This is a genomic window from Dokdonella koreensis DS-123 (assembly GCF_001632775.1).
Taxonomy (GTDB): Bacteria; Pseudomonadota; Gammaproteobacteria; order Xanthomonadales; family Rhodanobacteraceae; genus Dokdonella; species Dokdonella koreensis.
Genome location: NZ_CP015249.1, coordinates 2,473,651 through 2,498,663 on the forward strand (window position 1 = coordinate 2,473,651; position 25,013 = coordinate 2,498,663).

The 25,013-nt window shown below is 70.1% G+C and carries 16 protein-coding genes and 1 tRNA gene; 5 read left to right on the forward strand and 12 right to left on the reverse strand.

What is annotated here, in order from left to right; all coding sequences use genetic code 11:
- Nucleotides 1–5 precede the first annotated feature (5 nt).
- The 4 genes from I596_RS10095 (at nt 6) to I596_RS10110 (ending at nt 4,991) form a co-directional block, all read left to right on the forward strand.
- Nucleotides 6–1,124: an ABC transporter permease gene (locus I596_RS10095; RefSeq protein ID WP_067647248.1), complete on the forward strand. Its 1,119-nt coding sequence runs from the start codon at nt 6–8 to the stop codon at nt 1,122–1,124.
- 14 nt (nt 1,125–1,138) lie between these two features.
- Nucleotides 1,139–2,653 (forward strand): efflux transporter outer membrane subunit, encoded by a 1,515-nt coding sequence (locus tag I596_RS10100; RefSeq protein WP_067647250.1) that lies wholly within the window; start codon nt 1,139–1,141, stop codon nt 2,651–2,653.
- Nucleotides 2,654–2,735: 82 nt separating this feature from the next.
- Nucleotides 2,736–3,953 (forward strand): enoyl-ACP reductase FabV, encoded by a 1,218-nt coding sequence (fabV, locus tag I596_RS10105; protein WP_067647252.1) that lies wholly within the window; start codon nt 2,736–2,738, stop codon nt 3,951–3,953.
- A 333-nt stretch (nt 3,954–4,286) separates the two neighbouring features.
- Complete coding sequence (locus I596_RS10110; protein WP_067647254.1) at nt 4,287–4,991, forward strand: PP2C family protein-serine/threonine phosphatase; 705 nt, start codon at nt 4,287–4,289, stop codon at nt 4,989–4,991.
- A 6-nt stretch (nt 4,992–4,997) separates the two neighbouring features.
- Here the strand turns inward: I596_RS10110 and I596_RS10115 are convergent, their stop codons facing one another.
- Genes I596_RS10115 through I596_RS10160 form a run of 10 tightly spaced genes read right to left on the reverse strand, consistent with a single transcriptional unit; the run spans nt 4,998 to nt 14,682 of the window.
- Nucleotides 4,998–6,008: a PIG-L deacetylase family protein gene (locus I596_RS10115; RefSeq protein ID WP_067647256.1), complete on the reverse strand. Its 1,011-nt coding sequence runs from the start codon at nt 6,006–6,008 to the stop codon at nt 4,998–5,000.
- Nucleotides 6,009–6,011: 3 nt separating this feature from the next.
- A complete protein-coding gene (gene argH, locus I596_RS10120; RefSeq protein ID WP_067651730.1) occupies nt 6,012–7,298 on the reverse strand; it encodes an argininosuccinate lyase in 1,287 nt (428 codons plus the stop codon).
- A gap of 58 nt (nt 7,299–7,356) precedes the next feature.
- Nucleotides 7,357–8,307: an N-acetyl-gamma-glutamyl-phosphate reductase gene (gene argC / locus I596_RS10125; protein WP_067647259.1), complete on the reverse strand. Its 951-nt coding sequence runs from the start codon at nt 8,305–8,307 to the stop codon at nt 7,357–7,359.
- Nucleotides 8,304–8,900 carry a GNAT family N-acetyltransferase gene (locus I596_RS10130; RefSeq protein WP_067647262.1) on the reverse strand — a complete coding sequence of 199 codons (597 nt, stop codon included), beginning with the start codon at nt 8,898–8,900 and terminating at the stop codon, nt 8,304–8,306. Before I596_RS10130 ends, argC begins: the two co-directional genes overlap by 4 nt.
- Nucleotides 8,901–8,904: 4 nt before the next feature.
- Nucleotides 8,905–10,221 carry an acetylglutamate kinase gene (locus I596_RS10135; RefSeq protein WP_067647265.1) on the reverse strand — a complete coding sequence of 439 codons (1,317 nt, stop codon included), beginning with the start codon at nt 10,219–10,221 and terminating at the stop codon, nt 8,905–8,907.
- Entirely contained in the window at nt 10,208–11,308 is a 1,101-nt protein-coding gene (locus I596_RS10140; RefSeq protein WP_067647268.1) for an acetylornithine deacetylase, read from the reverse strand. Before I596_RS10140 ends, I596_RS10135 begins: the two co-directional genes overlap by 14 nt.
- 42 nt (nt 11,309–11,350) lie before the next feature.
- A complete protein-coding gene (locus I596_RS10145; protein WP_067647271.1) occupies nt 11,351–12,553 on the reverse strand; it encodes an argininosuccinate synthase in 1,203 nt (400 codons plus the stop codon).
- 22 nt (nt 12,554–12,575) lie between these two features.
- Nucleotides 12,576–13,043, reverse strand: coding sequence for an OsmC family protein (locus I596_RS10150; protein ID WP_067647274.1), 468 nt, complete (start codon nt 13,041–13,043; stop codon nt 12,576–12,578).
- Nucleotides 13,040–13,663, reverse strand: coding sequence for an FMN-binding negative transcriptional regulator (locus tag I596_RS10155; RefSeq protein WP_067647277.1), 624 nt, complete (start codon nt 13,661–13,663; stop codon nt 13,040–13,042). The genes I596_RS10150 and I596_RS10155 overlap by 4 nt, the downstream gene beginning before the upstream one ends.
- Nucleotides 13,664–13,671: 8 nt before the next feature.
- Nucleotides 13,672–14,682: an N-acetylornithine carbamoyltransferase gene (locus I596_RS10160; RefSeq protein ID WP_067647280.1), complete on the reverse strand. Its 1,011-nt coding sequence runs from the start codon at nt 14,680–14,682 to the stop codon at nt 13,672–13,674.
- Nucleotides 14,683–15,062: 380 nt separating this feature from the next.
- Here I596_RS10160 and I596_RS10165 point away from each other — a divergent pair.
- Nucleotides 15,063–15,138, forward strand: a tRNA-Ala gene (locus I596_RS10165).
- 272 nt (nt 15,139–15,410) lie between these two features.
- On the opposite strand, the gene I596_RS10170 is transcribed toward I596_RS10165, so the two are convergent.
- Both I596_RS10170 and I596_RS10175 read right to left on the reverse strand, forming a co-directional pair.
- On the reverse strand, nt 15,411–16,232 hold the full coding sequence (locus I596_RS10170; protein ID WP_223303808.1) for an amidohydrolase family protein: 822 nt from the start codon (nt 16,230–16,232) through the stop codon (nt 15,411–15,413).
- 671 nt (nt 16,233–16,903) lie between these two features.
- Nucleotides 16,904–24,877: a DUF6923 family protein gene (locus I596_RS10175; protein WP_150132100.1), complete on the reverse strand. Its 7,974-nt coding sequence runs from the start codon at nt 24,875–24,877 to the stop codon at nt 16,904–16,906.
- Nucleotides 24,878–25,013: the final 136 nt, after the last annotated feature.

Here is a 25,013-nt window from a genome sequence, read left to right on the forward strand (position 1 = left end):
CCGCGATGACCGTCCTCGTCGACCTCCTGCGCCGCCTCGGCACGCTCTGCCGCAAGGAGCTCCTGGCGATCCTCAAGGATCCGGCCAACCGCGTGATCCTGATCGTCCCGGTGATCGTGCAGAGCCTGCTGTTCGGCTACGCGGCGACCTACGACCTCACCGACGTGCCGTATGCGGTCCTCGACCAGAGCCGCGGTGGCGCATCGACCGGCCTGCTGGCGCGGCTGGACGGCACCGGCGTGTTCCGGCGCGTGGCCGACCTGCACGCACAGCCGCAGATCGCCGCCGTCATCGACGCCCGCGAGGCCTTGCTGGTGCTGCAGTTCGGCGCCGACTTCGAACGCCGCCTGGCGCTGGGCGAAGCGGCACCGCTGCAGGTGATCCTGGACGGGCGCAACTCGACCACCGCCGGCCAGGCCGCGGCCCATGTGGGCGCGATCGTCGCCGACTACAACGCCGCCCTGGCCGGGCATGCCCGGCCGCCGCTGATCGTCGAGGCGCGCGCCTGGTACAACCCCAACCTTGAGACGCGCTGGAACATCCTGCCGGGCCTGATCGCCGCGCTCTCGATGCTGCAGACGCTGATGCTGTCGGCGCTGTCGGTGGCGCGCGAGCGCGAGCAAGGCACGTTCGACCAGTTGCTGGTGACGCCGCTGACGCCGCTGGAGATCATGGTCGGCAAGGCGATCCCGCCGATCCTGATCGGCCTGGTGCAGTCCTCGCTGATCCTGCTGGTGGCGCTGTACTGGTTCGGCATCCCGATGGCCGGCTCGGTGCTCACGCTCTACGCCGGCCTGCTGATGTTCACGGTCGCCAGCGTCGGCATCGGCCTGTCGATCTCGGCGCTGTCGGCCACCATGCAGCAGGCGATGCTCTACACCTTCGTCCTGATGATGCCGCTGATGCTGCTGTCGGGCCTGGCCACGCCGGTCCGCAACATGCCCGACGCGTTGCAGGTGGCCACGCTCGCCAATCCGCTGCGCCACGCGATCGACCTGGTGCAGCGCGTCTACCTCGAAGGCGCGGCGCTGTCCGCGCTGTGGCTCGACCTGCTGCCGCTGGCGATCACCGCGGCGATCACGCTGCCGCTGGCCGCCTGGCTGTTCCGCCACCGTCTGGCCTGAACCGGAGAGCTTGCATGGCTTGGCATCCGCACCCGTTTCTCGCATCGGCCGTCCTGGCGCTGGCCGGCTGCGCCGCCGTCGGCCCGGACTACCGTGCCGAGCCGCCGCCGGCACCGGCCGACTGGATCCGTTGGCGCAGTGCCAGCGACGCCGCGCGCGACGCCGCGCCGGGCGAAGCCGCAACGGACACGGGCCGGCACCTGCCCGAAGCCTGGTGGACCGTCTTCGGCGATCCGGTGCTCGACCGCCTGCAGACGCACGCCGCGGACGCCGGCCCGGACCTGCAGACGGCGGCCTTGCGCCTGGCCCGCAGCCGCCTGCAGCGCGACATCGCCTCCGCCGCGGCCGGCCCGGATCTCGTGGCCGGCGCCAGCGCGACCCGCCAGCGCCAGAGCGAATACGGGGCCGGGACGCGGCTGGTCGATGCGCTGTCGCCGGACAAACGCGATGCCCTGATCGACGTGCTGAGCGCGCCGTTCACGCTGTACCAGGCCGGCTTCGACGCGGCCTGGGAACTGGACCTGTGGGGTCGCGTGCGGCGCACGGTCGAGGCCGCCGACGCCACCGTCGACGCCGCTGCCGCCACGCTCGACGACGTGCGCCTAGCGATCGCCGCCGACGTGGCGCGCGGCTACTTCGAGCTGCGCTCGCTGCGCCGGCAGATCGCGTTGACGCGGAGCGCCATCGACACCGGCAGCGATACCTTGGCGCTGATCCAGGCCCGTGCCGACGGCGGCCTGGTCGACGACACCGATGTCGCCCGGCAGCGGACCCTGCTGGCGGACCTGCGCGCGCGCCTGCCGCCGTTGCAGGCGCAGGAGACCGTGACGATCAACCGGCTCGGCCTGCTGCTCGGCCTGCGCCCGGGCGAACTGGACGATGCCCTGGCCGGCGCGGACGGCGCGGCCGCGCCGTTGCCGGACCTGGCGCTCGGCCTGCCGTCCGAGCTGGCGCGGCGGCGGCCGGACATCCGCGCCGCCGAAGCGCGCCTGCACGCCGCCACCGCCGGCATCGGCGTGGCCGTCGCCGACCTGTATCCGCGCATCACGCTGGGCGTCGGCGCCGGCTTCGAGTCGTTCGACGCGGACCGTTTCGGCGACTGGGGCAGCCGGCGCTGGTCGATCGGGCCGAGCCTGAGCCTGCCGATCTTCGACGGCGGCCGCCGCCGCGCGACGGTCGCGCTGCGCACGCTCGAACAGCGCGAAGCGGCCATCGCCTACACGCAGGTCGTGCGCGGCGCCTGGCAGGACGTCGACGATGCCCTGACCGCCTATGCCGCCGAGCAGCGGCGCAACCGCGACCTGCAGGAAAAACGGCACAGCGCCGATCAGGCACTGGCGCTCGCGCAGGCACGCTATGCCGGCGGCCTGGTCGATTTCCTGGTCGAGCTGGACGCGCAGCGGACCTCGCTCGATGCGCAGCGCGAACTCGCCGAGAGCGACGCCCGGCTGCGCGTCGGCTACGTCGCCGTCTGCAAGGCGATCGGCGGCGGCAGCCCGTCTTCCGTCACGGCCGCGGACGCGCCTTGAGACGGCCGCGGCGCGGCCTCGCTACAATGCCGCCCTCGGCGCGCCGACCCGCGGCGCGCGCTACCGACAACCGAGGTCCCACGTGGTCATACACCCCCGAATCCGCGGCTTCATCTGCACGACGACCCATCCGGAAGGCTGCGCCAGGAACGTGCTCGAGCAGATCCGCGCGGTCCAGGCGCACGGCCCGCGCCAGGACGGGCCCAAGCGCGTGCTGGTGGTCGGCGCATCGACCGGCTACGGCCTGGCCGCGCGCATCACCGCCGCATTCGGCTACGGTGCCGCCACGCTCGGCGTGTTCTTCGAGAAGCCCGGCGCCGACAAGAAGCCCGGCACCGCCGGCTGGTACAACGCCGCGGCGTTCGACCGCTACGCCAAGGAAGCGGGCCTCTACAGCCGCTCGATCAACGGCGATGCCTATTCGGACGAGGTGCGCGCCAAGGCGATCGAGCTGATCCGCGAGGAGATGGGCGGCCCGATCGACCTGGTGATCTACTCGCTCGCCTCGCCGGTGCGCCGCCTGCCCGACACCGGCGAGCTCAAGCGCTCGGCGCTCAAGCCGATCGGCGCGCGCTACCGCACCACCGCGGTCGACACCAACCGCGACCAGATCATCGAAGCCGAGATCGAGCCGGCGACGCCCGAGGAAGTCGCCGACACGATCCGCGTGATGGGCGGCGAGGACTGGGAGTTGTGGATCGACGCGCTGGCGCGTGCCGGCGTGCTGGCCGCGGACGCCAAGACCGTCGCCTTCAGCTACATCGGCACCGACATCACCTGGCCGATCTACTGGCACGGCGCGCTCGGCAAGGCCAAGGAGGACCTCGACCGCGCTGCCCACGCGATCGACGCGCGCCTGAAGCCCGGCGGCGGCGAGGCGCGCGTCGGCGTGCTCAAGTCGGTCGTCACGCAGGCGAGCGCGGCCATCCCGGTGATGCCGCTCTACATCGCGCTGGTCTTCCGCATCATGAAGGATCGCAACTTGCACGAGGACCCGATCGACCAGACCGAGCGGCTGTTCCGCGAACACCTCTACGATCCGCAGCGGCCGCCGCTGGACGAGGCCGGCCGCCTGCGCCTGGACGACCGCGAACTGCGCGAGGACGTGCAGCAGGCGTGCCGCGACCTGTGGCCGCAGGTGACCACCGAGAACCTGTTCGAGCTCACCGACTACGCCGGCTACAAGCAGGCGTTCCTGAAGCTGTTCGGCTTCGGCCGCAGCGACGTCGACTACGACGCCGACGTCGATCCGCAGGTGGCGTTCGACGTCGTCGACATGAGCCGGCCGGCTGGCGAGTGAGGGCCGGCCGCCGCCGGTCCTGCCGTGCCCGCGCCAGTGAGCCGGCACCCGGCCGGTCCAGCCACCAGCCTGTGTTCAGCGGGGAAGACACCGCGTCCCGGCGTTGGCCGCCGGGGCGTCCGTGCGGCGGGATTCGCGGCTGCGTGAACCTGGGAGAGGATTGGTGAATCAACGCGCAGCAGCGTGCAGCAAGGCCCGGAAAGTCGCGACGGATTTCATGTTATGGTTCGCCGGCCGGTGGGAACGCCGGCGTCGGCGACGAACGGCGGGCGCGGCCCGTGCCTTCGATCCGCCATCGACCCGCTCCTCCCGGAATCTTGACGTGGCGTGCGCATGATCGAGTTCGGACACAGCACCCACGTCGGCCTGCGCCGGGAACACAACGAAGATACCTACTACGCCGACGCCGACCTCGGGCTCTGGCTGGTCGCCGACGGCATGGGCGGCCACGAGCACGGCGAGGTCGCCAGTTCGATCGCGCGTGACACCCTGGTCCAGCAGATCGGTCAGGGCACGCCGCTGATCCGGGCGATCCAGATCGCCGACGAGGAAATCATCCGCCATTCCACGCGCCGTTCCGAGGCGCTGCCGATGGGAACCACCGTCGCCGTGCTGCGGCTCGGCGGTGAGAGCGACTTCGAGGTCGCCTGGGTCGGCGACAGCCGCGTGTATCTGTGGAGCCAGGGCCTGCGCCAGGTCTCGCAGGACCATTCCTATGTGCAGGAGCTGATCGACCAGGGCGCGATCACCAGCGAGCAGGCGCGCCGCCACCCGCATCGCAACGTCGTGACGCAGGCCCTCGGCGTGACCGATCCGCAGTCGCTGCGCGTGGAGTCCGTGCGCGGCCGCCTCGACACCGGCATGCAGCTGCTGCTGTGCAGCGACGGCCTGACCGAGGAAGTCGCCGACGACCAGATCGCGGCGATCCTGGCGCGCTCGGACCTGTCCGCACAGGAATGCGTCGATCACCTGATCCTCGCCGCACTCGAAGGCGGCGGCTCGGACAACGTCACCGTGATCCTCGTGCGCCGCCGCTGAGGCATTTCAGCCCGGCGGCGATCGGCGATGCCAGCCGTCGACGTCGAAGACCACCCAGCGCGGCCCGATCCGCTCGATCTTTGCGTGCAGCAGGCGGCAGTCCGGTCCTGCCACCACATCCACGCCCGCGGTCCCCACCGTCATCCGCAGCGAATCGACCGGCAGCGACCCGTCCAGCGGCCGGCGCCACCGCGACAGCGGCAGCCGGCAACGGACCGGCGCCTGCCCTGCCCGCTCGACGATCAACAGCACTGCATGGCGCAGCAGCCAGCGCCGCACCGCCGGAAGCGGCAGCTTCACCGCAGCGCCGGCCCCGGTCTCGCCGGCCTCGTTCACGCCGGTCTCGTCGCGGAAGCGTTCGACCGCGCCGGCCAGGCGGCCCAGCCGGCCGCGACTGAGGGCGAGCTGGGTCCGGTGCGCACCGAGCGCGGCACGCTTGCGTTCGAGTTCGCCCGCCGCCAGCACCAGCGTCACCGCACCGGGACCAGCCGGCCCGTGCACGACCGCCGCCAGCCGCCGCACCGGCGGCGCCACCGCGATGCGTTCGAGCGCGACCGCGATCGCGCTGTGGTCCGGATGACGGTCATGCCGCGAAGGGCCGGCCAGGCGGGTGGGCGCGAACGCGTCGATCGCCGCACCCAGCGTGCGCTCGAGCGCATCGCCGGCGACCAGCAGGTCGGTCAGGCCCTGGTCCGGCAGGCCGAGGAAACGCACCGATTGCGTGGCGACGCCGAGCACGGCCAGCGCGACTAGCGCCTCGCCGCGCCGGCGCTGCCCCCAGCGCCGGCGCGCCGACGCGTCGATGCGCCAGCGTCGCTCGATCCAGCGCTGCGGCCACGGGTTGTTGTCGCCGTCGGTCACGAACACGACCTGCACCGCCGCACCGGCGGCCAGCGCGCGCTGGATCAGGCCGCCGGTCGCCAGCGTCTCGTCGTCCGGATGCGGCGCGACGACGAGCAGGCGATCGGCCGCGCCGAAGACCGGCGCCGCAGCTTCGTCGCCGGCGGCGATCGACATGCCTCAGCCCAGGGCGGCCAGCCGCTCGCGCAGCAGGTCCAGCCGCGGATCGGCGGCGGCACCCGGCGACACCCGCGCCGCCAGGCTGGCTTCCGGCGTGCGCGCCGGATCGGCCGCCGCCTCGGCCGCGCGCCGGTACGCATCGCGGAACGGGACGCCCGCCGCCGCCTGTTCGATCGCGACATCGGTGGCGTACATCGAAGGCTCGATCGCCGCGCGCATTCGCTCCGGGTTCCAGGCCAGCTGCGCCAGCAGGTCCGGCAGCAGCGCCAGCGCCGGCAGGCCACGCGAGAAGCCGTGGAACAGCGCGCCCTTGCTGAACTGCAGATCGCGCTGGTAGCCCGACGGCAGCGACAGCAGCTGCTCGATCTCCGCGCGCGCCGCGGCCACCGCCGAATAGCTCGCGCGCATCAGTTCCACCACGTCGGGGTTGCGCTTGTTGGGCATGATCGAGCTGCCGGTGGTGTACTCGGCCGGCAGGCTGACGAAGCCGAATTCGGCGGTCGTGAACAGCGACAGGTCCCACGCGAGCCGGCGCAGGTCCAGCAGCGCACTGCCCAGCGCATCGAGCGCGGCGATCTCGAACTTGCCGCGCGAGAGCTGCGCGTAGATGGGCGAGACCTGCATCCGCGCGAAGCCGAGCACGCGCGTGGTCAGCTCGCGGTCCAGCGGCAGGTTGACGCCGTAGCCGGCGGCGGTGCCGAGCGGGTTGGCGTCGATCCAGGCCAGCGTCTGGCGGGCGCGCTCGGCGTCGTCGATGAAGGCCTCGGCGAAGCCGGCGAACCACATCGCCGTGGACGACACCACCGCCCGCTGGACGTGCGTGTACCCCGGCAATGGCAATGCTTCGCCGGCCGCGCGGCGCAGGCAGACCGCGGCCACCTCGCGGCAGCAGGCCGCCAGCTCGGCCAGGCGCTGCTTGAGCCACAGCCGCGTCGCGACCAGGATCTGGTCGTTGCGGCTGCGGCCGGTGTGGACCTTGCGCCCGGCATCGCCGAGCCGCTCGGTCAGGCGCGCCTCGATCGCCGAATGGCCGTCCTCGTAGCGCGCGTCCAGCACGAAGCCGCCGCCGTGGAAATCCGCCGCCAGCGTATCGAGCTCGCGCAGCAGCGCCGCGCACTCCTCCGCCGTCACCACGCCGATCGCCGCCAGTCCTTCGACATGCGCCTTGCTGGCGGCGATGTCCTGCAGGAAGAACTCCCGGTCCAGCACGACGTCGTCGCCGGCCAGGAAGCGCATGATGCGCTCGTCGGTCCGCGTGCCCGCCTTCTGCCACAGCAAATCGCTCATCATTCCTTCTCCAGCCATCGATGGCGCCGATGCACCGCCTGCGCGGCGCGGCCGCCGGTCAGCGCGCGATGCCCTCGAACTCGTCGAGCCCGAGCGCGCGATTGAGGTTCTGCAGCGCCTGGGTCGCGGCCCCCTTGAGCAGGTTGTCCAGCGTCGCGACGACCACCACGCGGCGCCCGCCCGGCGCGACCGCGAAGCCGCCGATCTCCACGCCGTGGCGGCCGGCGATCGCGCTGACCCAGGGCGCCTCCTCGACGATGCGGACCAGCGGCTCGCCGGCGTAGCGCTCCGTGTAGCGTGCGCGGATCGCCTCGGCGGTCATCGGCTGGCGCAGCCACAGGTTGACCGTCATCGTGATGCCGCGGAAATGCGGCGCCACGTGCGGCATGAACTCGACCGGCACGCCCAGGTGCTGCGACACCTCGCGCTCGTGCACGTGCCCGGTCAGCGCGTACGGCATCAGGTTGTCGCGCAGCTTGTCCGGGTCGTTGCGGTCCGACGGCGTCGTGCCGGCACCGGAGTAGCCCGAGACGCCGAAACACTGCGGCGGTCCGGCCAGCACGTCCAGCAACGGCGCGATCGCCAGCTGCATCGCGGTCGCGTAGCAGCCCGGATTGGCGATGCGCCGCTCGCCGCGGTACGCCGCGCGCGTGAGTTCGGGCAGGCCGTAGTACCAGGCCGGGTCGAAGCGGTAGTCGGCCGACAGGTCAACGACCCGCGTCTGCGGTGCGGCTGCGTCGATCGCGGCCACCCAATCGCCGGCCTTGCCGTTGGGCAGCGCCAGCACGACGGCATCGACGCCTTGGGCCGCCGCGGCGGCAGGGTCCAGCTGCACGTAGCGCAGGTCCCCGGTGTAGGCCTTGACGTGCCCGGCGACCGGCTGGCCGGCCAGCTCGCGCGAGGACACGAAGCCCAAGGCCAGCCGCGGGTGGCCGGCGATCAGCGCGATCAGCTCGGCGCCGGTATGGCCGCGGGCGCCGACGATGCCGACGGTGTACGGTGCTGTCATGCGTGGCTCTCCAGCCGGAATTCCAGGTGGCGCCGCACCGCCGGCCACTCCGGTTCGATGATCGAGAATACGACGGTATCGCGCAGGCTGCCGTCGGCCAGCGTCTGGTGGCTGCGCAGCACGCCTTCCTGCCTGGCGCCGAGCTTCGCGATCGCCTCGCGCGAGCGGTGGTTGAACCAGTGCGTGCGGAACTCGACGCGGACGCAGCCGAGCGTCGCGAACGCGTGCCGCAGCAGCAGGAGCTTGGTCTCCGTGTTCACCGCGCTGCGCTGCGCGCGCCCGGCGTACCAGGTGTAGCCGATCTCGAGGCGCCGGTGGCGGCCGTCGGCGTTGCAGATCGCGGTATGGCCGACGATGGCGCCGTCCGCACGCAGCCGCACCGCAAACGGCAGGGCTTCCCCTTGGGCCTGCCGTTCGCGGAAGTCTTCGACATAGGCGGCCACCGCGCCCGGTGCCGGCACGCTGGTATACCAGAGCCGGTGCAGCTCGCCGTCGGCGGCAGCGGCGGCAAGGCCTTCGACGTGGCCGGCCTCGAGCGGTTCCAGCCGGACATGCCGGCCTTCGAGCACCACCGGGGACAGGAATCGGTTCATCGCCTCAACCCTCCAGGGTCGGTCGGCGCGTGGCGCAGTGCGCGACGCAGCGCTGGATCGTCTCGAAATCCGGCAGACCGTACCAGAACACCTTCCAGCGTTCCTGCTTGTAGCAGCCGTCCGACTCGGCGTAGTAGAAGTGGTTGACCAGGTTGCCGTGCCGCGAGCGCCAGAACAGACGCGGGTTCTCCTCGCGCATGACCTGCCAGACCGCACGGCCGAGGCCCTCGCCCTGCGCGTCGTCGAGCACCGCGAACTTGTCGAGGTAGGCGATGCCGTCCTCCTCGGTCAGGATCAGGGCAGTGCGGTAGTTCTCGCTGACGTAGGCGCGGAACAGCCGCGTGCGCTCGAAGTAGTCGGCAACCAGGGTGCGGCCGAAGCTCGATTCGATCAGGCCGCGCAGGCGGTCGAGGTCCAGCTCGCTCCACGCCGTCACGCGCAGCACGCGCTCGCCGCGGCGGACCAGCGTCCCGGAGCCCTTGTGCGTGAACAGCTCCTTGGCCAGCTCCGCCGGCTTGGTGATCGACACCGAGGTGGTCAGCGGCAAGGTGTCGAGCAGGTCCTTGATCTGCTCGATCTTCACGCGCATGCCGCCGTTGATCCACGGCTGCGCGATCAGGTGGTCGTACTCGGTCGAGAGGTTGATCGAATCGATCACGCGGCCCTCGGCATCGAGCAGGCCGCCGGTGCCGGTCAGGAAGATGATCTTGTACGGCTGCAGCACCTGCACCAGCTCGTTGGCGGCGAAGTCGGCGTTGACGTTGAGGATCTGCCCGCCCGCGGTCTCGCCCATGCTGGCGATCACCGGGATGGAACCGGCGTGCAGGCTCGCCTCGATCGGTGCCAGGTTGACGCTGCTGACGCGTCCCACCAGGCCCAGCCGGTCGCGATCGAGGTACTCGGCCTCGAAGACGCCGGAGATCACCGAGGTCGCCCGCGCGTCGGTCTCCTGCAGCGCCTCGACCAGCTTGAGGTTCTGCGCCTGGAACACGCGCCGCACGATCGCCAGCGCCTCGGGCGAGGTCACGCGCAGGCCGTCGACGGTGCGCTTCTCGATGCCCGCCGACGCCAGCTCCTCGTCCAGCTGCGGGCCGGCGCCGTGGACGACGATCGGCGTCAGGCCCACCTGCTGCAGGAACGCCAGCGACGAAGTCAGCGCCTCCAGGTCGTCGCGCAGCACCGCACCGCCGACCTTGACGACGGCGAAACGCTTGGCGTCCAACTGCGAGAAGCGCTTCAGGTACTGGCTGATCTCCTTGGCGCTGGCCATGCTGGAGAGCAGGCGCACGATGGTCTGGCGGGTCTGCTTATGCGCGTGCATCGTCGATGATCCCGTGAACGGTCTTGGCGTAGTGGTCCAGCTGGTCCAGCGCGACCCATTCGTCGGCCGTGTGCGCCTGCGCGATGTCGCCGGGGCCGTAGACCAGTGCGGTGTAGCCGGCCTGCGAGAACAGCGAGGCCTCGGTCCAGAAATCCACCGCGTTGCCGATCGGCAGGCCCAGCGCATCGGCCACGTCACGCGCGGCCAGGCGCCGGCTTTCCGCATCGGCGATCGCGCCGGACGGCAGGCTCGGCCCGCGGAAGGTTTCCTCGAACAGCGCCGGCGCAGGGTCCGCCAGGTCGCGGAAGCGCACCAGCAGGTCTTCGACGTCGGTCGACGGCAACGGCCGGAAGCCGAAGCGCAGCTCCGCTTCGGGCGCGATCATGTTGGCCTTGATGCCGCCCTCGATGCGGCCGATGTTGAAGCGCAGGCCGGTCAGGCCGCCGAAGCGCTCGTGCGCCAGCGACTCGACATGCGCCAGGGCGCGCGCGCCCCAGCCGATCGCCTGGTGCAGCGCGCTGTCGCTCGCCGACTGCTTGCCGGACGCATGGCCGGCACGCCCGGCGAAGCCCATCCGCACCGAGCTGATGCCACGGTGCGCGAGCACCGCCTCGGCCCGGGTCGGCTCGGCGACCAGCACCGCCTCGTACGGGACGCCACGCGCGAGGAAGGCCGCGATGCAGCGCGGGTCGTTGGCCTCCTCGTCCGAAGTGAACAGGAACGCCGCATCGCCGTCGCTGGCGTTGGCGGCGGCGACCAGTGCGGCCGCCGCGCCCTTGATGTCGCAGGCACCGAGGCCCACCGCTCGCGCGTCGCCGACCCGCAGGTCGAACGGGCTCGCCGTCCAATGCGGCGAATCGGGCACGGTGTCCAGGTGCACGTTGAACAGCAGCCGCGGCTTTCCGCGCACCGCGTAGAAGCTGACCGCGCCGGCGCCGTGGTCGGTGATCGTGCAGTCGAACCCCGGCAACTGCTCGCGCAGGTACGCGAAGATGCCGCCGCCGTCGATCGCCCGCGGCGGGTTGCGTGTGTCGAAGGCGACCAGGGCGCGCAGATGCTCCAGGGTCCGGTCGAGCAGGCCCGTCATGCCGGCGTCACCGCGCCGACCGGCACCTGCCCGGCCGTCGTGTCAGCGGCCGGCATGGCGGTTGACCTCGGCCCACAGCGTGGAGCTCATGCCGAACAGCTTGATGAAGCCTTCGGCCTCCTCGACACCCCAGTCCGCCGACTGCGCATAGGTCGCGCCCTTGGCATTGAGGATATGCGGCGAGGCGACAGCCACCGCCTGCACGCCGCCGCCGTGCGTCTCCAGCACCACCTCGCCGTTGACGCAGCGCTGGCTGGACGCCAGGAACGCTTCCAGGTCGGCCTTGAGCGGGTCGTGGTAGAAGCCCTCGTAGACCAGTTCCACCCACTGCCGCGCGACCGCCGGCTTGAAGCGGTTCTGCGCCTTCGAAAGCACGGCTTCTTCCAGCGCGCGATGCGCGGCGAGCAGCGAGATCAGACCCGGCGCCTCGAAGATGATGCGGCCCTTGAGCCCGATCGTGGTGTCGCCGGTGTAGAGGCCGCGGCCGACGCCGTACGGCGCGAACAGGCGGTTGAGCCGCGCCAGCAGCTGGTGGCCGGGCACCGCTTCGCCGTCGAGCGAGACGGCCTCGCCCTCGACGAAGCCGATGCGCACGCGCAGCGGCGCGGCCGGCCATTCGGCGCGCGGCGCACACCAGCCGCGCGCGCCCTCGCCCGGCGCCTCCCAGCGGTCGATCTCGCCGCCGGACATCGTCACGCCGAGCAGGTTCTCGTTGATCGTGTAGGCCTTCTGCTTGGCGCGCACGCCGAAGCCGCGCTCCTCCAGGTAGGCCTGTTCGTAGGCACGCGTGTGGGTGTGCTCCTTCTGGATCTCACGGATCGGCGCGACGATCGTGTAGTCGCCGAGCGCCTTGACCGCCAGGTCGAAGCGCACCTGGTCGTTGCCCATGCCGGTGCAGCCGTGCGCGACGAAGCGCGTGCCGAGCTCGTCGGCGCGCTTCAGCGCAGCCTCGACGATCAGGTAGCGGTCCGACACCAGCAGCGGGTACTGGCCCTGGTAGCCCTCCCCGGCGCGCACGAACGGCGTGACGAAGCCGGCCCAGATCGCCGGGCCGCCGTCGACGGTGACGTGCGAGGCCACGCCCAGCTCCGCCGCGCGCGCCTCGATGAATGCGCGCTCCTCCGCGTCGACGCCGCCGGTGTCGGCGAACACCGTGTGCACGGCATAACCGCGTTCCTTCAGGTAGGGCACGCAGAAGCTGGTGTCGAGTCCGCCGGAAAACGCGAGGACGATGTCTTGGCTCATGGGAAGGGTCTCTGGGAAAGGGTCAGACGGGTTCGATGACGATCTCGGGCTCGCAGCGCACCGGGAAATTGACCGAGCGCGCGATGAAGCAGGCGTGGTGCGCCTCCTCGTGCAGCGCCGCCGCCAGCGCGGCGTCGCCGGCGGCGATGACGACACGCGGGCGCAGCAGCACGTCGGTGAAGCGGCCGCCGTCGGCGTCCGTCGCCATCGTGCCGCCGGCGCGATCCGCATAGGCCGTCACGACGATGCCGGCCACCGCGGCCAGGTGCAGGTACCAGAGCATGTGGCAGCTCGACAGCGCGGCCACCAGCAGGTCCTCGGGGTTGTGCCGCCCCGGATCGCCGAGGAAGGCCGGATCGGACGAACCGGCGATCGGCGGCTTGCCGTCGATGCGGATCTCGTGCTCGCGGCCGTAGCCCCGGTAGCCGCTCGTGCCGGTGCCGCGGTTGCCGGTCCACACCACGTCCACCGTATAGCGATGTGCGGTCATGCGCGTTCCTCCTCGATCCGTGCCATCCACGCCGCCAGCTCGGCATCGCCGCCGCGCGCGCGACGGCGCAGGCCGTCGATCACGCCACGGCGGTTGGCCGGCGGGTGGTTCTGGCTCAACTTGAGCTTGCACTCGACGCGCTCGATCGCGATCTCGATGCCGACGATCGCACCCAGCAGCTTCCCGGTGTGGTCCGGCGGCGCGTCGTCGATCGACCACGGCACCGGCTCGCCGGCCTCGTGGCGCTCGGTCAGCGTCGCGAGGAAATCGCGCAGCCAGCGCGGGTCGTCCGTGGTCGAGAGCATGCCGTGCACGTGGACCACCGCGTAGTTCCAGGTCGGCACCTCGCGGCCGGTCTCGTGCTTGCTCGGGTACCAGGTGGGGCTGACATAGCCCTGCGGCCCCTGGAACACCGTCAGCGCCCGCGCGCCGCCCTGCCGGCCCAGCGCATTGCCGCGCGCGACATGTCCGCGCAGCACGTCGCCGCAGCGCATCAGCGGCAGGTGGTCGACGGCGAGGCCGTCCGCCGTCGCCACCGTCACGGCGGCGAACGGATAGGCGCGCAGCAGGTCGTCGATGACCTCGCGGCGGGTCTCGCGGAAGGCGGTGGGCTGGTACATCGGCCGCGTCAGCCCTGCCCGGCCAGCGTGGCCATGATCGCCTTCTGCACGTGCAGGCGGTTCTCCGCCTCGTCGATCGCGATGCAGGCCGGCGAGTCCATCACTGCATCGGTCGCCTTGACGTTGCGGCGCAGCGGCAGGCAGTGGCTGAACAGGCCGTTGTTGGTCAGCGCCATCTTCGCCTCGTCGACGATGAAGTGCTTGCTCGCCTCGCGCACCGGGCGCTCCGCGTCCCAGCGGCCGAAGTACGGCAGCGCACCCCAGCTCTTGGCGTAGACCACGTCCGCGCCGCGGTAGGCGCTCTCGATGTCGTGGCTGACCGTCAGCCGGCCGCCGCTCTCGGCCACGTTCTGCCGCGCGAAGTCCATGTAGCGCGGGTCGAGCAGGTAGTCCTCGTCCGGGCACAGCAAGGTCACGTCCATGCCGAAGCGCGTGGCGATCAGCAGCGCCGAGTTGGCCACCGCCGTATTGAGCGGCTTGGGGTGGTAGGTCCAGGTCAGCACGTACTTGCGCCCGGTCAGGTCCGCGCCCAGGTGCTCCCGGAGCGCCTGGATATGGGCCAGCTCCTGGCACGGATGGGTGATCGTCTCCATGTTGATGACCGGCACCGTCGCGTGCCGCGCGAACGCATGGATCACGCGATCCTCGCGGTCCACCGACCAGTCCTGGAACTTCGGGAACGCCCGCACCGCGATCAGGTCCACGTAGCGGCTCAGCACGCGCGCCACCTCGGCGATGTGCTCCTCGGTCTCGCCGTCCATCACGGTGCCGACCTCGAACTCGATCGGCCAGGCGTCCTTGCCGGGCGCCAGCACGATCGCCTTGCCGCCGAGCTGGTGCGCGCCCAGCTCGAAACTCGTGCGCGTGCGCATCGACGGATTGAAGAACAGCAGCGCGATCGCCTTGCCCTCCAACTGGCGGCCCGCCCTGGAGCGCTTGAACGCGGCGGCCTGCTCGAGCAGCCCGTCCAGCTCGGCACGGCTCCAGTCCTGGGTGGTCAGAAAGTGGCGCAGGGTCATCGGCGATTCCTGGTAGCGTCGAAGGGGCAACGGGCGGCGGGAACGAAAAAACCCGGCGCGAGGCCGGGTTTTGGTCGAAACTCAAACAGCGTACGACAGCCTACCCGGCGCGAATGTCAGTTCCGTTTCGGCGCGCACGCGAAGTCATGCCCGACGCCATGCGGGCGCTGGACTGATGGCTGTCGCTGGATGCGGCAAAAACGCTGGCGCGCACGGGCTCTGCTCGGCAGGAGGCAATCGGGATGCCGCGCACCGTAGCCGGAATTTCGCTGCGCTGCAATAGCCGCCCGCGCCGCTACTTGGCGGCACCGGTGCTTCTCGCTATCATGCGCGCCCCGCACGGGCCCGCCGCATGGCGCCGGCCCGTACAACGAGACACCGGGGCGGTAGCTCAGCTGGGAGAGCGTCGCGTTCGCAATGCGAAGGTCGGGAGTTCGATCCTCCTCCGCTCCACCATTTGCCAGGTCCAAGGCAGTCCAAAGAAGGCCGAAATCCTGCATAAGCAGCTGGATTTCGGCCTTTTTCTTGTCCGACGCGGCACACCCGAATCGGTTGAAATCTGGCGACTCGTGACGGTAACCCTGACGGTAGCTTGGCGACCGTCATCAGAGTTACCGTCACGGGGGCCGACATGCCGAGCAGCGCGCATCACCTGCCAGAGAATGGCGAGATCGGACGCAAGCAGCCAGTCAAATGACAGGCAGGCACTCGGACAAGGGTGGCCGCAACTAGCGCCCGAACAGCTTGCGCGCATTGCCCGATCGGATCTTCGACCGCTCCTCATCCGTCAGGTCCAGGCGATCCAGCGCGTCGGCGGCCTTGCCGAGCCCCATCTGCGGGTAGTCCGATCCGAGTAGCACACGATCGATGCCCACGTTGCGCAAGGTCCAGACGAATTCCGCCTCCAGCGGCGAATCGGCCGCCAGCAGCACGGGCCCGGAAATGTCGAAGTAGAGATTGTCCATCGCGAAGCCGTCTGCGGTTCGGGCCAGCGCCAGGATGTTCCAGAACCGGAAGTTCATCCCGCCGATGTGCGCAAGAATGAACGTCGTCCCCGGCACGCGCGCGACTAGATTGAACAGCTTCTCGCTGTCACCAGGCAGGATGTTGGCGTTGTCCATGAGGACCATCACGCCCAACGCCCCTGCACTGCGCACCAGTGCCTCCACCTGCGGGTCGGAGACATCAAAGCGCTGCGTGTGCGCATGGAGCTTCAACACCTTCACGCCAGCCGCCGCTACCCGCCGCAGTTCCTGCAGCGCCGCCTCGCCATCGTACGGGTGGACGGTGGCGATGGGCAGTACACGCTGGTGCTTGGCCGCCAGCGCGATCACGCTGTCGTTGCCGACGCGCACCTTGTCCAACTCGCCCTGTCGCGCCTGGTGCGGCCCGCCGAACCACATCGCCCCAAGTCCGACCAGCTCCAGACCAGCGGCCTGGACATCGGCCTCGTAGGCCAGAAGCGATTTCTCACCTTCGCGCAGATGGACATGCACGTCGAATACCGGACTGGCGGCGACGGCAGCGCCCGCATTCAAGAACAGGAACACCGCAAAAGATCGTAACACTCTCGCCTCCCGGTCGATGGTCAAGGCGATTCAGTCTAGCAGTGCCGCGAGATCGCGAATGGGCGCCGGTACACGCGATCCCTTGAACCGCGCGTTGTGCGAAGCGCCAGCCATGCACGGGCGGGCATGAACGCAGGCCGCTGGGCAAAACATCTCCCCTCTGGCGTTCGGACCGAAATCCCCCGCTGCCGTCCGATTTCCCAGGACACCACAGCTGCTGCGCGCACCATCGCGGCAAGCGCGTCCCCCAACCGCCGCGCGATCACCGGCTTCATGGGACCCGGCTGAATCCAAGGCCGTCATCGAGCATCGCGGACCGGCCACTGGCGAGCTGCGCGCTGCGGCGGTAGACCCCAGTGACACACTCGCAAGAACACCGACGAGGCTGCCCCCCTCCCCAATCCTTCCCGCCCTGCTACGACCACGCCCCTACCAACGCCGCATGAACGCATGATGCAAGGCGACTAGGAGATCTGGACGACGCCTGCAGGTCAGCGCGACGTCATGCGACCTTACCCGTGCAGCACGCGGGCGCATGCAAGCGGACCTACCGATGGCCAGCCGATCCTCGCTGGATCGATCGCTGACGAGATCGACTCGGAAGGAGCGGTCCTTCCCTGGACCGCACAGGCAAACTCGTTCCAAACAACCGGCTAGCGCCGCCGGCGCACGTACGGAGCGCCGGCCAGCATCAGCAGCACGCCCATCAGCATCAGCATCCAGCGTGCGTCGACCGGTACCGGGATCACTTGCGAAGGGCTGCCGATCGGCGTCGACACCGTGCTCGAATTGTTCTCGGGCGCCGGGTCGGGCACCGTCGGCGACTGCGCAGTGGCGATATTGGCGATCGTGCCGCTGTAGCCCGGCTGCACGATGTAGGTGACCGTGACGCTCACGCTCGCACCGTTCGCCAGCGGCGGCAGCGCGCACGGGAACCCGCCGGCGCACGGGGCGGTGGACGAGACGTACACCAGGCCCGCGGGAGTCGGATCTTCGAGCACGGCGTCGGGCACGGCGTCGGGACCGCGGTTTACGACCTGGACCGTGTAGCTGATCGTCTGACCGGCACTCGCGCTGGCCGGACCGGTCTTGGTCACGACCAGGTCCGCTGTCGGCGCGCCGGGCAGCGGGGTCGCCACCGTGTCGCTGTTGTCGGACGGATTCGGATCCGGCGTGTCGCTGCCCGCGCTGGCCGTGTTCACGATCGGATTCGGACCGCCGTAGCCCGCCGGCACGGCGAACGTCGTCGTGATCGTCGCACTGGCACCGCTGGCGAGCGTACCGATCGCGCACGGATACGCCGTCGTGCAGGCGCCGGCGTTCGACAGGAACACCAGCCCGTTCGGCGTCGGGTCGCTCACCACCACGTTGGCGGCCGGATCGGGGCCGTTGTTGGTCACGACGATCGTGTAGACCGCGTTGCTTCCCACGGCGGCGCTGGCCGGTCCGGTCTTGACCACGGCAAGGTCGGCGACCGTCGCGATCTCGACGACGTCGGTCTCGGCCGAGTCTTCGTTGTCGCTGGGATCCGGATCCAGCGTGCCCGGCGGCGGCTGTACGCCGGCCGTGTTGGTCAGGCGGATGGGGTTCGCTGGCGCCGTGCCGCCGAGGGTGAAGGTCACCGACCCACCGGCAGGCAGCGTCGTGATCGTGCTCGTCACCAGGTTGCCGGTGACGTCGACCGGACCGCAGACGGCGCCTCCGGTGGGCGTGCCGCACGTCGCGGTCACCCCGGTGATGCCGGCCGGAACCGGATCGCTGAACAAAGCGCCGTTGGCGGCGTCGGGGCCGGCATTGGTGACGGCGACCGTGTAGCTGATCGCGCCACCGGTGCCGACGACCGCCGGTCCGGTCTTCACCACCGCCAGGTCCGCCGTCGGTGCACCGACCACGGTGCCGACGTCGTCCTCGTTGTTGCCGGGGTTCGGATCGTTGACACCGGACGGCGGCGTCACCGTCGCCGTGTTGCTGAGCGTCAGCGGCCCTTGCGGCGCCGTGCCATGGATCGTGACGACGACGCTGCCGCTCGACGGCAGCGTGCCGATGGTGCCGGATACCGTGCTACCGGTGACGGTCGGCTGCGTCACGCAGGCGGCGCCGCCCTGCTCGCCGGCGCACGTCGCGGTGATGCCGCTGATGCCGGCGGGCACGGTGTCGCTGTAGCTCGCGCCGTTGGCCGGACTCGGACCGTTGTTGACGATCAGCAGCGTGTAGCTGATCGCGCCGCCGGAAGCCACCGCGGCAGGGCCGGTCTTGGTGATCGCCAGGTCGGCATTGCCCGGTCCCACGCCGGTCTGCGCCGAACCCTGGTTGTTGCCCGGGTTCGGATCGGGGGTATCGCTACTGCCGATGGCCGTGTTCACGATCGGATTCGCGCCGCTGTAGTCCGCCGGCACGGTGTAGGTGGTCGTGATCGTCCTGCTGGCGCCGCTCGCCAGCGTACCGAGCGAACACGGATAGGTCGTGGTACAGGCACCCGCATTGCTCACGAAGACCAGCCCCGCCGGTGTCGCGTCGGCGACGACGACATTGGTCGCCTCGCTCGGGCCCTGGTTGGTGACCACGATCGTGTAGACGACGGCGTCGCCCGGCGTCACCGTGGCCGGACCGCTCTTGGTCACGACGAGGTCGGCCAGCGGGTTGCCGTTCAACGATGCGCTGTCGCTGTTGTTGCCAGGGTTGGGATCGGGCTGGTCGGCCCCGGTCACCGTGGCCGTGTTGGTGGTCGCACCGGCGCTGACGACGGTCGCGGTGATCGTCAGCGTGGCGGTCGAGGTCGGGCCGCCGGCGGTCAGCGTGCCGACGCTCCATATGCCACTGACCGGGTCGTAGCTGCCCTGCGACGGCGCAGCCGACACGAACGACAGGCTCGCCGGCAGCGGGTCGGTCAGCGCGACACCGGTCGCATCCGACGGACCGTTGTTGTGGATCGTGATCGTGAACACGACGTCGTCGCCGACGGTCGGTGCGCTGTTGTCGACGGTCTTGGTCACGCCCAGATCGGCCGACTGGCCGTTGATCGTCGTGCCGGAGCTGTTGTTGGTCGGGTTCGGATCGAACTGGTCCTGGGCCGTGACCGTGGCGGTGTTGGTGATCGGGCCCGGCTGATCGACCTGGACCGTGATCGCCAGCGTGACGCTGGCGCCGTTGGCGAGTGCACCGACCACCCACACGCCACTGGCGCTGTCGTACGAACCCTGGGACGGTGCGGCGCTCACGAAGCTCACGCCCGCCGGCAGGTTGTCCGTGACCTCGACGCCGGTCGCATCGCTCGGGCCGTGGTTGGTCACCGTCAGCGTGTAGGTCACGTTGCTGCCGACGTTCGGCACCGCGTTGTCGACTGTCTTCAGGATGCCGATGTCCGCGCTGGGCTCCGCGTTCACGGCCGCCGCGGCGCTGTTGTTGCTGGTGTCGGGATCGAACTGGTCGGAGGCGCTGACCACCGCGTGGTTGGTCAGCGGGCCGGCGATATCGATGGACACCGTCAAGGTCAGTGTCTGGCTGGTGCCGTTCGGCAGATTGCCGATGGTCCAGAGCCCGCTGGCCGCATCGAACGTGCCGGCCGACGGCGTGGCCGACACCAGGCTCATCCCGAACGGCAGGCTGTCCGTGATGGCCACGCCCGTCGCGTCGCTGGGTCCGAGGTTGGTGGCCGTGATCGTGAAGGTGACCTGCTCGCCGACGTTCGGCGTCGCGTTGTCCACCGTCTTCAGGACCGCGATGTCGGCCACCGGCGTCACGGGCACCACGACGGTGCCGACACAGCGCGCCGCCGCGGGGCAGCCCGGATCGCCGCCGCCGCTCGCGGTCGCCGTGTTGTCGCCGTTCGCAGCGCTGGCGGCGACGTCGACGCTCAAGGTCAAGGTCGTGCTCGCGCCCGCCGCCAGCGTGCCGCTGAAGGTGCAGCTCAGCGCCGTCGTTCCGGTGCACGTCCAGTTCGCACCGCTGGACGCCACCCGCGTGATGCCGGCCGGCAGCGTGTCGGCAATGATGATGGGTGCACTGGTCGGCGTACCGCCGGCGTTGGTCACGGTGATCGCGTAGCTCGCCGGCTGACCGACCATGAACGGATTGGGCGTCGCGCTCTTGGCTACGGTCAGCTGCGGCCCCTGCGTATCGGTGTCCGTGGCGCTGTTGTTGCCGGGTACCGGATCGGTCGTGCCGCTCGGCGGCGTCACCGTCGCCGTGTTGGTCAAGGGACCGGTCGCGTCCGCGTCGACCGTGCCGGTCAGCGTGAACGTCGCCGTGCCGCCCGCGGGGATCGTCACCGTCGCATTGATGGTGCCGCTGCCGCTCGGCGGACCCGATGCGCCGGCCGAGTAGACCGCGGTCCATGTCGCGCCGCTGATCGCCGCCGGGACCGCATCGACCACGGTCGCGCCGACCGCGATGCTCGGTCCTGCGTTGCTGACCACGATCGTGTAGGTGATCGGGCTGCCGGGCGTGTAGATCGCGCTGCCGTCGGTCTTGGTGATGCCGAGGTCGGCGATCGACGAAATGGGCACGACCACCGTGCCGGTGCAGCGCACGGCCGCCGGACAGCCCGGATCGCCGCCGCCGCTCGCGGTCGCACTGTTGTCCGCACTGGTCGCACCGGCATTGACCGCGACGTCGATCGTCAGTGTCGTACTGGCCCCGGCGGCGAGCGTCCCCGCAAAGGTGCAGCTCAGTGCCGGCGCACCGGTGCAGCTCCAGCCGGCACCCGATGCACTGGCGAAGGTGACGCCCGACGGCAGCGTGTCGGCAACCACGATCGGCGCCGTGGTCGGGCCCGTACCCGCGTTCTGCACGGTAATCGCATAGCTGCCCGGTTGCCCGACGACGAACGGATTGGGCGTCGCGGTCTTGGAAACGACCAACTGCGGCGGCTGGGGAACGACGGTGGCGTCGGCCGTGTCGTTCGCAGGATTGGGATCCTGTTCGTTGCCCGTGACCGTCGCGGTATTGGTGACGGCGACGGTGAACGGGGCGGGTGCGTTGCCGGTGATCGTGATCGTGAACGTGCCGCCGCTGGCGAGGGCGCCGCCGACGCAGGTGACCGTACTGCCCGCGACGGTGCACCCGGGGGTCGGCGAGGCGACACCCGTGACACCCGCCGGCACGACGTCGCTCACCGTGAAGCCGGAACTCGCACCGGGACCGTGGTTGGTGACGACCAGACTCCACGACAGCGCGCCTCCAGGCGCCGCCGTGGCAGGTCCGGTCTTGACGATGCCGAGGTCCACGGGCGCTGCGACGCAGGCGGTTCCGTCGTTGTTGCTCGACGAGGGACCCGGCGAGGCGGACACCAGCGTCAGGGTCGGCGTGCCCGATGGATTGGTCACGGCGATCTGGTAGATCACACCGCTGACGTTGTTGCTGATGCCCAGGTTGCCGTTGCCGAAGGCCCAGATGGCGCCATACGTACCCGCCGGAATGAACGGCACGGGGAATCGTGCGATATCGCCGGTGGCCGGATCGATGCGCACCAGCGACTGTGCGCTGTTGGTCACGCCCCACAGGAAGCCGTCGGCGTAGGTGAAGTCGCTGACGTTGATCGCTTGCGACGGCACCAGATTGACCGGTGTCGTCACACGGGTCGTGAGATCGAGGCGGTGAACGGCGGTGCCGGCGCTGGTGGCGATCCAGTAATTGTCGGACGCATCGAACGTTCCGATGTTGGCGCCGCTGGTCGCCAGGGGACCGGTGATCGTGCCCAGATCCACGGCCAGGCCGGTGGTCGGGTCGATGCGCAGCAGATGCCCGGCCGGGTTCGCGGCGTTCTGGGCCTGGGTGATCGCATAGATGAAGCGATCGGCGTCGCGGTAGGCCACGGCGTTGTAGATCCAGTCGGATGCGGGCCCGATCGGATTGAACGTGGCGGTGCCGCCGGGGCCGTAGACTGCCGCATTCAGCTGGGTGGGGCTGCCCTGACCGACGAAGATCGTCGAAACGTCGCAGACGAAGGGTGAACCCGCAGGGGTATCGGTGTCCGTCGCCGAATTGTTGCCGGGCACCGGGTCGCTCATGCCGCCCGGTACCGCGACCGTCGCGGTATTGACGAGATCGCCGCTCGCGGTGGCGCTGACCGTGCCGGTGACGACGAACGTCGCCGTGCCGCCGACGGGAAGGTTCACGCTCGCGTTGATGTCACCGACGCCGGAGGCCGGGCAGCTCGCGCCGCCGGCTCCGGTGCAGGTCCAGGTCGGATTCACGATGCTCGGCGGAATCGTGTCGACGACGGTCGCGCCGATCGCGTCGGCCGGACCGGCATTGCTCGCCACGATCGTGTACGTGATCGGGCTGCCGGCAATGTAGGTCGTGCTGCCGTCGGTCTTGGTGATCGTCAGATCCGTGCTGAGGCCGGCGTTCGTGTAGGTGCACACGATCGAGGCGTCGGCAGCACCGATGGTCAGCGTATCGCCGACGAGCGGGTTGGCGTTTCCTGTACAGGCCAGCGCGCTGCTGTAGTCGGCGGCGGTGCCTGCGGTGAACGTCTCGGAGAAATCGATCACGTCGCCGCCGTAGACGGTGATCGGCGTGGCGTCGGTCGTCGTCTGGTTCGAGGTCGCGACGACCGAGTCCAGGCTGTCGATGAGGTTGCCGCCGATGCTGGCCTGCACCGAGACGGCGTCGCCGATCCGGGCACCCACCCAGGTCTTCTGCAGCGTCAGCACGACCGGGTGGCACACGCTGTCGCCCGCGTCCTGGATGGAGGTCGCGCCGTAGAACGGCAGTCCCGTGTTGACGACGAGCGTGGCCGGCAGCAGGTCGGTCGAGGCCGTGGTGGGAATGGATTCCACCCGGTACAGCTCGCCCGCCGCGCCGATCAGATAGAGATCGCCGCCGGACAGGGCGGCACCGAACGTGGAGCCGACCGTGCCGACCTGGAAGATCGAGAGATCGGGCGGTATCCGGTACACCGCGACCGAACCGTCGAGCTGGGTGCCGAGGGCCAGGATGTCTCCGTCCGGCAGCGTCACGAAATCGCCGGCGGACACGACGTCCGGCGGGAAGCCGACGCCGAGCCGGATGCTCGCTCCCGTCGCCGGGTCGATGATGTAGATGTTGCTGGACTCGAACGAACCAGCCAGCAGCATGCCGTCGCCGCGCACGGTCAATCCGTTGATGGCGGTGACGTCGTCGGTGGCCATGTCACCGGTGACCACGAAGCTGCCGGTCACCGCACCGGTGCTCGGGTCGACGCGGTCGATCGTCCGACCCTCCGGCAGGGCCTGGGTGAAATGTGCACCGTAGACGATGCTGCCGTCGCCGGTGATGGCGATGTCGCCGTACGACTCGCTGAGGGGCACCGAGCCCAGCTCGTTGCCGTCGGTCGGATCCCAGACCTGCAGCATCAACGGGGCTTCGCCGGTGTTCGTGTAGATCGGCACTTTCCGGCAACCGGCTCCCACCGTCGACATCACGACGAGGGTCGCGTTCGCCGGCGGGTTGAGGCCGGTCGACGAGGTGATGTTGGCCGGGCCGTTGGTGTACAGACCGAGCGCGCCGGCGGTCACCGGAACGGTGACGACGCAGGAGGCCGCACCCGCGGCCAGCGATCCGCCGGCCAGGGTGACACTGGTGCTGCCGGCCGCGGCCGTCAGCGTGCCACCACAGCTGTTGCTCGGCGCCGGCGTGGCGGCAACCGTCAGGCCCGCCGGCAGTGCGTCGGTGAAGGAGAACCCGCTCTTGGCGGCGAGCTCGTCGGTATTGGTGACCGTCAGGGTCAACATCGTCGTGTCGCCGACGGCGATGACCGACGGCGTGAACGTCTTGTCCAGCTGCGGTGTCGCGTCGTAGATGCGGATGTTGTCGAACGCGGCATCGTTGCCGCCGCCGCTTCCCTGCGCATTGCGCATCAGGACGCCGAGCGAAGTGCCCGTGAACGGGTAGGACTGGTCGGTGGTGAAGCGCGCCGCGTTGATGGTGTCCGCGCCGTTTCCGCCGATCGCCTCGACCGGGTGACTCGGCGTGCCCGCCGCGCACGGATTCAGGGTGCTACCGACCGGAATCGGCGCGCCGGCGCCGCTGAAGATGGCGAACTGGAACGCCGGATGGGAAGCGAAGCAGCTGACCGCGGCGGCGTCGACGCTGAAGGTGACGAAACGCGTCGACGGTGCCGAGAAGGGTATGTCCACCGCGGTTCGAAACTGCGTCAGATTCGCACCCGGGTTGGCTTGCGTGAACGCGGCCACGGCGAGGTTCTGCCGCGCCTGCGCCTGCGTCATTCCATCGACCTGGCCGAGTGCCTGCGCCAGCTGGCGCACATAGGCCCAGCCGCTGGTCCCGCACTCGGCGGGCGTGGCGCCGCCGGAGTTGAACGACAGGACCATGCCGTTGCACGCCGTCAGCCACGGCGGGTCGGCAAGGTAGCTTTCGCCGGCGGGCTTGGGCGGAAGGTTCGGCGTGCTGCCGGTACCGGGAATGTCCGGCGCGTACGTCGTCAACCGTACCCAGGTCGACGGGTCGGCGTTCTGGAAATTCTCGACGAAGATCGGAGTGGCCGATTGAGGCGTGCCGGGCGTGCCGGGCGTCGTGGCACGCGCCGGACCTGCAACGAGGGCCGCCAGGCAGACGATCGCAAGCGAAAGGCCCCCGTGGAATCGAACCCGTTGCCGGTAGGACGCGTTTCCTGAAAGTTTCAAGCGCACAACCCCTCCTTCGCCCTGTGAGCGTCATCTGACTTCAATGGCGCATGGAAAATCATTTCGATCTCTTGTAGAGAAGCCAACGTGCTCCGGGACGGTCGAGTCGTGCGGAAGGCATGTGCTTCCATGGCCT